The following is a 10,788-nucleotide window of genomic DNA, read 5'->3' as shown; positions in this document are numbered from 1 at the left end:
GCTATAGCGCAGAAATCCTGTGCCAAGAGTCGGCACACAAGAAAGGCCCCAGCTATTACGGGGTCTGGATCATGCGTGTTGTCTCTGATGACGGGGTGGAAAAGCTCCTCGTCACCGCCCGCACGCGGACGACCTACAACGATATCAAGATCCGCGAGTTCAAGACGATCTCCGGCGTGGTGTCTTTCTTCATTGGCCTTGGTTTTGCGCATGTCGACCTGCCGCTTGAGGCGGGGACAAGCCGTACGCACAAATTTGCGCCGCCAGACAAAGCCCCATCAGACAAGGGCGCTGGCAGCTAACCTCGTCTGTCTCTGGCTGGTCGCAGCACCTGCCTCAGCGCAAATGGTCCTGGTCATGGAGAGCGACGGCTCCCTGACCCCGTCCCGCTCTCAGAGCAGCTTTGCTCGAAACTACAATGAAGGGATTGGTCAGAGTTCGGCCTCCGATGGGATCGCGATCTTCGGCGAGGTAGAGGCCGAGCAAGAGGGCGTCCAAGTCGCGGCCCTTGCCCGCCCGACTCCCCTGCCCCGCGCCGATGTCCTCTCCGGGATTCAGACCACGGCCTTGCGCTATGCCGGCCATCCCGGCCTGCGTCGCGCGGGGCTTTCCGTGACGGATTGGCTAGCTCTCTATCGAGCCAATATCGAGGTTGAGAGCGCCTACCGGCAGGATGCGATTTCAAGTGCAGGTGCCATTGGCCTTGGTCAATTGATGCCAGCGACGGCGCGTGATCTGGGCGTCGACCCGCGTGACCCTCAACAGAACCTCGACGGCTCTGCCCGCTACCTCGCGATGATGCTGGAGCGCTTCGGCGATCCGCATCTGGCGCTGGCGGCCTACAACGCCGGTCCCGACGCCGTGCGCCAACACGGTGGCATTCCCCCTTACCGAGAAACCCAGAACCACGTGGCCCGTGTCATGGCCGTCGTGGCCCGATTGGAAGGATCAAATTCGTGAAACAGATTTCAAACCTCTTTGTCGCCTCGCTGGCGCTATTCCTGCTGATTGCCGAGCCCGCCCTTGCACAGAGCATCGATCTCTCCCCGATCCAGAGCTTGTTGCAGGGCATTGTCGATGCGCTGACCGGCCCTCTTGGTGTGGTCATCGCCACACTCGCGGTCCTCGGCGTTTTCTTGAGCTGGTTCTTCAACATCATCGACCTGCGCCAAGCGCTTTGGGTCCTCGTGGGCATCGCTGGTGTTGCCGCCGCTCCCACCATTGTTGCCGCGGTCTTCGCCGGTGGCTGAACGCTCGCCCCTCTTTCTGGGCCTCGTGCGCCCGCCGAAGCTTCTGGGCCTGCCCATCATGTACGCGATGGTCTGGCTCTTCGGCTCTGTGCTCTTGTTCGTCTGGGTCCAGCACATCGCGGTGCTGGGTTTCGCCGCCCTGCTCTATCCGGTGCTGTGGAAGGCCGCAGATTGGGACCCGCGTTTCATCGACGTGATGATGACGGCCCTGCAGGAGACACCGCCCACGCGCAACAGGTCCATCCATGGCGGGGACAGCTATGCCCCGTGATGACGCCCGTGGTGCTGCGCTCGATGCCCGCACAATGACGCCAGACTGGTATGCGCGCGAGACCCGCCTCGCGCATATGCTGCCCTATGTAAGCCTCGTCGACGACCAGACCGTGCGGACCCGGGTGAACGAACTCTTCCGCTGCATTCGGCTCGAGGGGATCAACAGCTACACGACCGACGATGCCTATCTCGACAAGGTGACGGCGCTTTTTGCCCGCATCGTCGCGCAGCTCGGGCCGGAATTCAGCTATTACGTCCACAAGGTCTCCAAGGCCATCAAACCTGATCTCGACCCGATCCGTGAGGACAGCTTCGCAGGCGAGGTGGACCGGCGCTGGCGCGCAAAACTCGAGACCAGCGGGCTGCGCGACAAGACGCTGACGCTCACCGTCATTCACCGTCCGCCCCCGAAAAGCCTCCTGCCGTTCCTGAGCCGCAGCGCGCCGGACCGACTGAAGGAGGAGACCCGCAAACGCCTGCAGCGCCTCGGTGAGGCCGTGAACGTCTTCCTCTCGGGGCTTACCGAGCTCAAGCCGCGCCTGCTGTCAGCAGGATCGGGAGAGTTGGTGGGATTTTTGGGCGCGCTGAACACGGGCACCGAGCTGCCGCTCTACCCGGCCAACACCTACGGCTTTCTGTCCTTCAACGTCGCCAATACCCGCGTGACGTTTCACGGCGACCATTTCGAGCTCTCCGAGGGCGTCGTGGGCCACCGCTACGGCAAGAGCTTCACCATCGGAGAATACTCGGAAGGCACCTCCTGCACCATGTTCGACATGCTGAACCTGCCAGTCGACATGATCGTGACGCACTCCTTCACGCCGATCAATTCGAACCTCATGGCGGGCCGCATCAAGCGGCAAAAGCGCCAGATGCAGGCGAGCCAGGACGCCGCCCTATCGCTTATGGAAGCGCTCGACATCGCCGCCGATGATCTGGAGGCCAAACGCCAGAGCTTCGGTGAGCACCACATGGTCGTGACGATCTTCTGCGAAACGCTCGAAGAGCTGCAGACGCTCAGCGCCGAGATCGTGAATGCCGCCGCGACCGAGGGCGTGAAAATGATCGGCGAGCGGGTCGCCGCAAAGGCCCATTACCTCAGCCAGCACCCCGGCAACCAGCCCAAGCGTGTCCGCGCGAGCGCCGTCACCAATCGCAACTTCGCGGATTTTGCGGCCTTCCACCGGACGCAGCTCGGCAAACCCGCAGCACTTACCCCTTGGGGCCGGGTCGTCACTTATTTGCCCACGCCGGAGCAGAGCGCCTACCGGTTTTCCTACCACGAGCAGGGCAGCCCGGACAAAGAACCGACCAGCGGGCATACCCTGATCATGGGTCGGCCCGGGTCGGGCAAATCGGTGCTGTCCGCCTTTCTGATGACGCAAGCCCGTCGCGCAGGCGCGCGGATCTTCGTCTTCGATTACCGTCTTGGTATGGAGATGGCGGTCCGCGCCAATGGCGGGCGCTACGCGTCCCTGAACGCCGGTCAGCCCACGGGCCTCAACCCGCTCTGGACCGAGACCGATGCGCGCGGCACCGCCTGGCTCTCGGACTGGCTTGCCACCCTGCTCTACCGCGCCGACAAGCCGCTCACTCCTGCCCAGACCAATCGCATCCAGGAAGTCGTGCGCCAGAACGCGCAGGCCACAAACCCGGCCCTGCGGAACTGGCGGGATTTCGCATCGCTTTTTGTGTCCACCGACGATGGCGGCGATCTGCACCAGCGCCTGCTCGAATGGACCGAGGACGGCCGCTATGGCTGGATCTTCGGGCAGAGCCTCGAGGACACGTTCTCGCTCAAGGGCGATGTGGTGGGCTTCGATCTGACCGGCATTCTCGACAGCGAGGCCGACAAGGAACGGATGGCGGTCCTGTCCTATCTCTTCCGCCAGGTCGAGCGCGAAATCGAGGACCGCCGCCCCACCATCATCGTGATCGACGAGGCCTGGAAGGCCCTCGATAACGCGTATTTCGCCGAGCGGCTGTCGAACTGGCTGGTGACAGCGCGCAAACAGAACACGGTCGCGGTGATGATGACGCAATACGCAAGCCAGCTCGAGCGCAAGGGGCGCCCGATCCGCGCACAGGTCATCACCCCGCCCGCCGTGCTCTCGGCCATGTCGATAAGCTTGCGGTTCTTCTCAAGCCTGCCACTCGAGGGCATTGCGCTCGATTTTCTCGATGGCAAAGAACGCAAGCTCGAAGACCGGCGCGTGGAAAAGAAGCGCGCCTTGCGCGCCTTCGTGGCCGCAGGCGTGATCGATGATGCGCTGGCATTTTGCGTCGAGAACAAGCTCAACATGATCGTCTCGGGCGGCACCTCCACCGGCAAGACCGTCGCCGCGCGCAAGATCCTCTCTCACGTACCGGCCGAGGAACGCATCGTCACCATCGAAGAAGCCGCCGAGCTTCTGCCGACCCAGCCCAATGCCGTGACCCTCATCGCCAATCGTGACGCGGAATTCCAGACCGCCGATGTGCTTCTCACCGCCACGCTGCGCATGCCCCCCGACCGGATCATCCTGGGCGAGGTGCGCGGCAAGGAGGCCATGACCTTTCTGGAAGCCATCAACACCGGCCATGGCGGGTCCATGACCACGCTCCATGCCGAAACCCCGCAACTGGCCGTGCAGCGGCTCGCGATCGCCGCGCTCAAGACCGAGATCCCGATGACCTATGCCGACATGATCCAGTACATCGAAAATTCCATCGATGTGATCATCCAGGCCGGTCGCCATGACGGCAAACGCGGCATCACCGAATTCTACCTCCCCGGCGCGACCGAGATTGGAACTTCCCCATGAAGACCTTTGAATATGAAATCCTCTCCTTCCCGATGGACCGTAAGAACAGTCTGATCGAAATGCAGGCGGCATTGAATGCGAAGGGCCAGATCGGCTGGGAGGTGGTCTCAATCATTTCGTCTGAGTTTGCCAATATCGGGCACACGGCTTTTCTGAAGCGTGAATCCTCCGGCGGTGCCGATTTTGGAGACAACCGATGAAGCGTGGTGCAGCGCCTTTCTTATTACTGTCAGTCGGTTTGGGCTTGATGGCATCGCCCCTAATGGCGGAGCGCAATCTCATCCCCAGTCTTGAGAGCATTCCAGATGTCTGCCCCGAACGCCCGAGCGAACCTGACTGGATGCAAAACATCGCCCTTCGAGACGCCTACCAGCGTGTCTTGGTCCAGGACATCTACCGGGCACAGAACATGGAGCGGATCGTTGAGACCGGATCCTGCGACTGCGGTCTTCGCTTCCCAGCATGGGATAACGCCGAAGTCACCTTCCAAGAAAACCACGCCAATGCGAACCGTTCAGAAATGCTGCAAGCGTCAAACAGTTACAACCGCCGCGCAAATGATCTTCGACCAGAAACGACGCAAGAAGCCCGATCTTCTGACCGGGCTTCTATGCAGCATTCGTTTGGCAAACGGCCGAGACCTGTCAGGCACTCTGCGCCGCTTGCATCGCGCGCGCCGCCATCCAATCTTTCAGGCCAAGAACCGTTCTTCCGGCGGCGACCTCGGAGGCCCAGGCAACCCTTGGGTCACCGCAGGGCTCGGAGCCGGCGTGCCGGTCGATGTGGCCATTGGCCATCCATGGCTCAGGCTGTATCCGTCGCAGCCAGTCCGCCATACTCGGAATGCGGCCCTGACAGTCTTCGCGGACATGCTGCTCGCCGATCCAGCGCACGGGAATGTCCCGACCTGCGCTATTGGTCAGGGACAGGCCGAAGACACGTTCGGCCTCATACAGGCCTTGGGCATGGTGACGCATGGCTCGGTGCGTAAAGAGCGCGAGGTGCTCTTTCGAGGCATCGAACCAGTCATGTATGGACTGATAGTCAGACGGCACCCCGCCCAATTTCCGGGCGGAGCTTTCGGCATGATGAAGCGGATGGGCCATCTCAAAGACCCTCGTCATAGCTGTGCGAGCATTCGACATAGCGGTCCGCGTGATCGAGCGTGATGCTGTCTGCTGCAATGTCCCAAGTCAGCGTGCCATATGCGCGCAAGCGCTGAACTGCGCAGGGGCTGGTCATCGACCTCCGTGCCGATTTGCGCGAGGGCAGAGGCGAGATCGGCTTCGGAGATTGCGAGAGCCGGGTTGGCCGTTCTGGGTTTGGACATGGGGATTTTCCTTTGGATCAGGGTCTGAGTTCCAAAGGACAAAAAGCCCGCTTTCGCTTTTCAGGGTGACGTAGTCAGACCGCGCCGACCTCAAAGGCTTGGTCAGGACTTGGGTTCGACCTGCCGCTTCGCATCAATCAATGCCTGTGCGGCCTGCATCACCTGAACCTGAGATGTTCCCGAGCGTGCATCCTCCAGCGCGGCCTGCACCTGCGCGCAAAACCACGTGTCATAAGAATTCGCTTCAGCGGCCACGGAAATGCTCCTCGAGCCCGATATCCAGCAGCTTGCCGAGGTCATCGGGCATGTCTGCAACGGGCACAGCAATTGGGAAACGGTGCCCCGTCAGGTCAGGCGCGCATTGCTCCTCTAGACCGAGGTGCTGCCTATCCTTTTCCGTCTCATTCATTGTGCTTTCTCCGACCGCATTATCAGCCGATGCTACATCTTCGAGCGTGGCGTCGTAAATGATAATGCCAAAGGGTCATAGCAAGCTGGCCCACTTACCGATCGGGCACCGCTTCAAGGGATTTCTCGAACCGCTTGCCTGCCGCTGCAGCTTCTTTCAAGAGCGCGTCGAAATTGTCAGGTGGGTTGCCATCTTCCAGCATCCCTTTGAACGTCGCATAGGCATCCGTCTTGCTGCCATAGGCGCGCAGGGTCTTGTCGTCGTTCACCCATGCCACCACGATGACCTTCGCATCGCTGTTGAACCGGTAGAACAGCCGATACTGCTGGAAGAATTTCGCCCGGAACCAGTGCTTGCGGTGATCGCCGAGTGTGCCGCCTTGCCGGAAGGCGGCGGCACCCGGATCTGCAGGTATGGCCTCGGTGACCAGCTTGAAGATGGCGGCCAGCCGTTTCGTCGGGTTTTTCTTGCGCCAGGTCTTGGGATCGCGTGCCTTACGCGCCTCGACCTCTTCAATCAGCCCTTCGAGCTGATCCAGAAAGAGCGGATGCGCATAAATCGACCATCCGTTTACGACAAGGGGCGCTTGGGCGGGCACGCTATCGCCGCTCATTCATCCTCGAGCGATAGCGGCGCATCGAGATCGACGTCAACGTCTCCGACCAGTGCTGCAAGACGGTCATGCAAAGCCCCATCGAACGCCCGAATGCGGTCCGGATGCGCCTTGATATCGGCCTCGACAAAATCGAGAAAGGCTCCGAGCACGGGATCTTCCTCGTCGCTGCGCACGGGCTCGATATAGACCCTGCCACTCGGCTCGGTGCAGTAACGAATCTGGTCGCCCTTGCCCAGCTTGAGTTGCTTGCGAACACCCGCCGGCACGGTCGTCTGATACCGATCCGTGAGTTTCGAGACATCTTGTGCGAGCGCTGTCATGGCAGTCTCCTGAAAGAGAGGGATCTTTGCTGCCTGCGATAGGTAATGCATTTGCATTGCCTTGTCAAGACAAGCCGCAGCATCTGCTGTCGCCGGGCAGGTCGATGACCCGTCCAGCGCAGGACCTAATTTCGCCTCGCCAGGAACTCCGCCAGCACCGGGCTGGCAGCACCTTTCGCGGAGCTGAGTAGCTCCGAGCCCGCGAGCGTCGCTTTCGACAGGCGCACGAGCCCACCGGTTTCCTCGATGCGGTAGCAGCGGCGTTTTTGCCGACCCCCCCTGTAGTGGGTCGCGGTTACGATCTGGCAGGTGCTGCCATCGGTGAGCGTCACGGGCGCGGCGAGCCTGATCCTGTCACCCTCCTCGTAGTCCGGAATCGAAGCCCAGTCCCGGCAGCGCTGGCGCCAGGCATGGGCATAGCTCTCTGGGTCCTTCAATTCCGAGAGCAGCGCCAGAAGGCTGAGCGGAGCGCGCGACTCGACGGGGCCAGCGCTTTCCTCCATGTCCTTGTAGCCCCAGCAGCCGTCATCGTATCGGGTGAGGAAGACAGCCCCAAAAGTGATCGACCCATCCGCATCGGTCACATAGGTCGTGTCCTCGACGTGGGTGCCGTCGAGATTGGTGACCCTTGCCGCCGCATACCAGGCGGAGCCCACCTTGCAGGCTTTGACCAGTTCCGTCTTGCGCATGTCGCTCTCGAAGGTGCAGAGCCGGGCGATTTCCGCTTTCTCATCCGCGTAGGTCTGGACGCGGCCGTCGGTATAGAAGAGCCAACCCATCACGCCGCCCTCCGGTCATCGATTTCCATCAGCGCATCGAGCGGCACGCGGTAGGGCTGCATGGCGTCGAAATCCTCGCAATTGCCGCAGTTCTGCACGATCGCGAAGGTGTCGCAGGCATCCTTCAGGATGACCCGGAAGGTGCCGCCGAGAACTTGAGAATAGCCATGAGGATGTCTTTCGGTTGGGTGTGGGAGGGTCGACCCGCGCGGGGAATGCCTCGCGCGGGTCGCGTGAGGACTCAGGCCGCTTGCGCGACCTCGCTGTCAGGCTCGAGGGTTTCCGCAGTGGGCTCCGCCTCATCACAGGCGATACCCGCGGTCTGCATCATCGGCGGGCACCAGGCGGCCACGGCAGCGCGCTGCGCGTCCGTCAGTGTGGCGAAGGGTTCAGCGAAGAGCTTGTCGCAGAAAGCGACGATCTCCTTCTTGCTCGACGAGGCTAGCGTCACCGCCTCCTGGGCGAGACCCAGATCCTCGCCGAGGATCTTCAGGAGCCAAGCCTTCTTGAAGCGGTTGAAGAGCGCCGCATTCGGCGTCCAGTGGGCGCGGATGTCGGGCATGATCTCGATCTCCAACGCATGCATCAGGCTGTCGCGCTGGCGGTCCCGCGCGAAGCAGGACTGCGTGGTGCTGGCCGTGGCATAGGCCACGAGCTTGGCCTTCTCGCCGGCCTCCAGCGCGCGAAACGCCGCGAACTGATCGGCGGGCGCGCGGGTGTCATCGAGCCAGGACAGATCAAGCGCATCATGTGCCGCCGCTACCTGCTCGAGCGAGGTCTCGTCGATCTCGTCCATCTTGGCATGGCTGCGGTATTCCTTGCGGGCCTCGACCTTGATCGCCTGCGTGACACTCATGCCGCTGGCCAGAACGTCACTGACCAGCTTGAAGAGCGTCAGATCGAGCGTGGCTTCCGGATGCAGCGCCATCGCGGCCCCAAGCGCCATGGCTCGCTCGGTCTTGAGGTCCTCAGCCAGTGAGGCTGGGTAGGTGATTTCGCCCGCGTCCGGGGCCTCCTCCGCGGTCGGGCTTGTCGAGGAGCCGCGCGCGCCCTCCTCTTTGACGGTGTCTTCCGGGCGGACGAGACCCACATGGAGCGTCACCTGACCATTCGACCACGAGGCGATTACCCCGGACCGCGCCAGGTCCTCGGCGCTGTAGGCCTCCTGCAGGTCGCGGGCTTCCTCTTCCAAGGCATCCACGCGGTCGTAAAGCGCGTTGTAGGCACCGTCCTCGAGCCCCTCATCCTCCATCTCGAACTGCAATTTCTCAAGCTCGGCGGTAATCTCATCGATGCGCTTCCGGGCAGCCTCATCCGGCTCGATCGGGCCGGGATAGACGCGGCCGTAGTCGGCCATGGTCGCGTAATCATAGCGCACCATCGCATCGGCCCAGGCAAAGCCCAGCTTTATGCGGGCCTCTTCGGCGGCGGCACCGAGCTTCTCGAGCAGGATGGTTTCAACCAGCACCGCATCCTCGAGCACGGAATGCTCTTCCAGAAGGTCAGCCGCGACGGCACCGCCACGCGCCTCGTAGTCCGCGCGCACGAAGGCTCCGATATCGTCGCTGACCTGCACGCCGCGGGACTTGAGCGCCTGGCGGACCGTATAGGCCTGCAGGTAGCTATCTTCCTTGGTGAGCGCCTCGAAGACCTCGCGCTGCACCTCCTGGCTCGGATGCTCCGCAAAGGCCTTCATCGTGTCGAGCGTGATCGTCTTCGCCCGAGCGGCGGCGCGGATGTCGGGATGGATCAGACCGTAGCGCAACCGGCCTTTCACGGCCGCCACCGTGGTGCCGAAGGTCTTGGCGATCGTCTCGGGCGTCTGGCCGTCGACTTCCATCATCCGGGCGAAAGCCTCGAACTCGTCGATGGCGTTCATCGGCGCCTGGGTGATGTTCTCAGCAAGCGACAGCGCCGTCGTCACATCGCAGTCGTCCGGCACGAGGCAGCAGTCGATCTTGGTCTTCGCCGAGAAGCCCTTGGCGGCCTTGTCGGCGACCAGCTCGTTCAGCGCGGCATGACGGCGGCCACCGGCAAGCACGGCGTATTTGCCGTCGATCTTCTGAACCAAGAGCGGCTGGAGGAGACCCAGCACAGCGATGCTGGCCTTCAGATGCGCGATGTTCTCGGGGTCATAAGTTTCCGGCGCGTTGCTGCGCACATTAGCGGGATGCGGGACCAGATCGCCGATGGCGACGGTGAGAGGGGCAAAGTTCGTAGTCATGGGATATCCTTTCAGGTGGGTGAGGTGTGGCCGACGCACTCGCGCGCGTACAAATCCCCGGCTTCAGGGATCACCACGACAAAAGGCCCACTCTCCCTTTGAGGGGCAGCGGGCCTTCATCGTCTCAGATGTCAGGGGGGAGGAGTCCCCTGCCCTTCTACCAGTCGCGCGCCAGCATGATGGTCAAAACGCGCATGGTGGTGGCAGGATTGTCCGGGGTCTCAGCCCCGTAGCGGAGGTCCGAGTCTGCTTCATAGAGATCGATCTTCCAGAACACGGTCTCTCCCCGGATCTCGACCGCCCCGAAATCGTGCCAGCCCTCGGGATCATTCTCAGGCTCGAACGTGGCAAACTCACCGGTGGCCTTCACCGCCTCGGCCATGAAGCCGTCACCGGCCTCCATAAGCGCGCGGGTGACATGCATTCGGCCCTGGATGGGCTGCGCGAGCGGTACTCCAAGGCATGCGAGCTTGCGAAACGCGTCGTTCAGCGCTGCGATCACACTCGGATCAGGGCGGTCTGTCTGGGGTTGTGCGGTGATGGTCATGGGGCATTCCTCTGTGAAGTTGAAACACCCATCTCAAAGCCTGCTTTTTCCTTTCCGCCTGGCGGCAGGACCGAAGGAGAAGGTGCCCTACCCGAACAGCCCCTTGGATCTGTAATTCGGGTTGGGGATGGTCTCGACCCAGCCACCCTGTTCCTTGATGGTCTCGAGCGCTGCCAAGAGTGGATAGGCACCCTCGGACGCGCTCCACCAATAGGCACTGCGCTTGAAGGTGATGA

The 10,788-nt window shown here is 62.2% G+C and carries 16 protein-coding genes and 1 pseudogene; 6 read left to right on the top strand and 11 right to left on the bottom strand.

What is annotated here, in order from left to right; all coding sequences use genetic code 11:
• From EP376_RS22040 to EP376_RS22015, 6 genes are all read left to right on the top strand, one after another.
• Window positions 1-302: hypothetical protein (locus EP376_RS22040; RefSeq protein WP_127657644.1), on the top strand; the 302-nt coding region annotated here is incomplete at its 5' end.
• Between the two features lie 43 nt (window positions 303-345).
• Window positions 346-960, top strand: coding sequence for a lytic transglycosylase domain-containing protein (locus EP376_RS22035; protein WP_017469729.1), 615 nt, complete (start codon window positions 346-348; stop codon window positions 958-960).
• Entirely contained in the window at window positions 957-1,250 is a 294-nt protein-coding gene (locus tag EP376_RS22030) for a TrbC/VirB2 family protein (protein WP_009503803.1), read from the top strand. Before EP376_RS22035 ends, EP376_RS22030 begins: the two co-directional genes overlap by 4 nt.
• Window positions 1,243-1,521 carry a VirB3 family type IV secretion system protein gene (locus EP376_RS22025; RefSeq protein WP_008282962.1) on the top strand — a complete coding sequence of 93 codons (279 nt, stop codon included), beginning with the start codon at window positions 1,243-1,245 and terminating at the stop codon, window positions 1,519-1,521. Before EP376_RS22030 ends, EP376_RS22025 begins: the two co-directional genes overlap by 8 nt.
• Window positions 1,511-4,327, top strand: a complete 2,817-nt coding sequence (locus EP376_RS22020; RefSeq protein ID WP_127657643.1) for an ATPase, T2SS/T4P/T4SS family — start codon at window positions 1,511-1,513, stop codon at window positions 4,325-4,327. Before EP376_RS22025 ends, EP376_RS22020 begins: the two co-directional genes overlap by 11 nt.
• Window positions 4,324-4,527, top strand: coding sequence for a hypothetical protein (locus EP376_RS22015; protein WP_127657642.1), 204 nt, complete (start codon window positions 4,324-4,326; stop codon window positions 4,525-4,527). Before EP376_RS22020 ends, EP376_RS22015 begins: the two co-directional genes overlap by 4 nt.
• Before the next feature lie 444 nt (window positions 4,528-4,971).
• Here EP376_RS22015 and EP376_RS22005 read toward each other — a convergent pair whose 3' ends face one another.
• The 11 genes and pseudogenes from EP376_RS22005 to EP376_RS23545 form a co-directional block, all read right to left on the bottom strand.
• Window positions 4,972-5,433: a DUF6915 family protein gene (locus tag EP376_RS22005; RefSeq protein ID WP_127657641.1), complete on the bottom strand. Its 462-nt coding sequence runs from the start codon at window positions 5,431-5,433 to the stop codon at window positions 4,972-4,974.
• 1 nt (window position 5,434) lies between these two features.
• Window positions 5,435-5,569, bottom strand: a complete 135-nt coding sequence (locus EP376_RS23550) for a DUF6878 family protein (protein WP_255519524.1) — start codon at window positions 5,567-5,569, stop codon at window positions 5,435-5,437.
• A 190-nt stretch (window positions 5,570-5,759) separates the two neighbouring features.
• On the bottom strand, window positions 5,760-5,912 hold the full coding sequence (locus EP376_RS21995; RefSeq protein ID WP_043754116.1) for an antitoxin PaaA2 family protein: 153 nt from the start codon (window positions 5,910-5,912) through the stop codon (window positions 5,760-5,762).
• Window positions 5,902-6,066, bottom strand: coding sequence for a hypothetical protein (locus tag EP376_RS23105; RefSeq protein ID WP_164745041.1), 165 nt, complete (start codon window positions 6,064-6,066; stop codon window positions 5,902-5,904). The genes EP376_RS21995 and EP376_RS23105 overlap by 11 nt, the downstream gene beginning before the upstream one ends.
• A gap of 94 nt (window positions 6,067-6,160) precedes the next feature.
• On the bottom strand, window positions 6,161-6,679 hold the full coding sequence (locus EP376_RS21990) for a type II toxin-antitoxin system YhaV family toxin (protein WP_127657639.1): 519 nt from the start codon (window positions 6,677-6,679) through the stop codon (window positions 6,161-6,163).
• Window positions 6,676-7,002, bottom strand: coding sequence for a type II toxin-antitoxin system PrlF family antitoxin (locus EP376_RS21985; RefSeq protein ID WP_005668772.1), 327 nt, complete (start codon window positions 7,000-7,002; stop codon window positions 6,676-6,678). Before EP376_RS21985 ends, EP376_RS21990 begins: the two co-directional genes overlap by 4 nt.
• 125 nt (window positions 7,003-7,127) lie before the next feature.
• Window positions 7,128-7,781 carry a DUF6927 domain-containing protein gene (locus EP376_RS21980; RefSeq protein WP_127657645.1) on the bottom strand — a complete coding sequence of 218 codons (654 nt, stop codon included), beginning with the start codon at window positions 7,779-7,781 and terminating at the stop codon, window positions 7,128-7,130.
• Window positions 7,781-7,933 (bottom strand): annotated as a pseudogene (locus tag EP376_RS21975) (regulator); the annotation flags it as partial. The pseudogene EP376_RS21975 and the gene EP376_RS21980, both read right to left, overlap by 1 nt.
• 89 nt (window positions 7,934-8,022) lie before the next feature.
• Complete coding sequence (locus EP376_RS21970; RefSeq protein ID WP_127657638.1) at window positions 8,023-10,005, bottom strand: ParB/RepB/Spo0J family partition protein; 1,983 nt, start codon at window positions 10,003-10,005, stop codon at window positions 8,023-8,025.
• 157 nt (window positions 10,006-10,162) lie between these two features.
• Complete coding sequence (locus tag EP376_RS21965) at window positions 10,163-10,552, bottom strand: DUF3768 domain-containing protein (protein ID WP_127657637.1); 390 nt, start codon at window positions 10,550-10,552, stop codon at window positions 10,163-10,165.
• A gap of 87 nt (window positions 10,553-10,639) precedes the next feature.
• Window positions 10,640-10,788, bottom strand: a 149-nt coding sequence (locus EP376_RS23545) for a DUF6330 family protein (RefSeq protein WP_164745040.1), incomplete at its 5' end; no start/stop codon positions are given.

This window comes from Alexandriicola marinus, assembly GCF_004000435.1.
Lineage (GTDB): Bacteria > Pseudomonadota > Alphaproteobacteria > Rhodobacterales > Rhodobacteraceae > Alexandriicola > Alexandriicola marinus.
Note: the sequence above shows the minus strand (reverse complement) of the source record. Positions and strands in the feature narration are given on the sequence as shown.

What these genes read in the sequence shown, in the direction of transcription:
- EP376_RS22035 (WP_017469729.1), top strand. Translation starts at nt 346, where the DNA reads ATGGTCCTGGTCATGGAGAGCGACGGCTCCCTGACCCCGTCCCGCTCT.
- EP376_RS22020 (WP_127657643.1), top strand. Translation starts at nt 1,511, where the DNA reads ATGCCCCGTGATGACGCCCGTGGTGCTGCGCTCGATGCCCGCACAATG.
- EP376_RS22015 (WP_127657642.1), top strand. Translation starts at nt 4,324, where the DNA reads ATGAAGACCTTTGAATATGAAATCCTCTCCTTCCCGATGGACCGTAAG.
- EP376_RS22005 (WP_127657641.1), bottom strand. Translation starts at nt 5,433, where the DNA reads ATGGCCCATCCGCTTCATCATGCCGAAAGCTCCGCCCGGAAATTGGGC.
- EP376_RS23550 (WP_255519524.1), bottom strand. Translation starts at nt 5,569, where the DNA reads ATGACCAGCCCCTGCGCAGTTCAGCGCTTGCGCGCATATGGCACGCTG.
- EP376_RS23105 (WP_164745041.1), bottom strand. Translation starts at nt 6,066, where the DNA reads ATGAATGAGACGGAAAAGGATAGGCAGCACCTCGGTCTAGAGGAGCAA.
- EP376_RS21990 (WP_127657639.1), bottom strand. Translation starts at nt 6,679, where the DNA reads ATGAGCGGCGATAGCGTGCCCGCCCAAGCGCCCCTTGTCGTAAACGGA.
- EP376_RS21985 (WP_005668772.1), bottom strand. Translation starts at nt 7,002, where the DNA reads ATGACAGCGCTCGCACAAGATGTCTCGAAACTCACGGATCGGTATCAG.
- EP376_RS21980 (WP_127657645.1), bottom strand. Translation starts at nt 7,781, where the DNA reads ATGGGTTGGCTCTTCTATACCGACGGCCGCGTCCAGACCTACGCGGAT.
- EP376_RS21970 (WP_127657638.1), bottom strand. Translation starts at nt 10,005, where the DNA reads ATGACTACGAACTTTGCCCCTCTCACCGTCGCCATCGGCGATCTGGTC.
- EP376_RS21965 (WP_127657637.1), bottom strand. Translation starts at nt 10,552, where the DNA reads ATGACCATCACCGCACAACCCCAGACAGACCGCCCTGATCCGAGTGTG.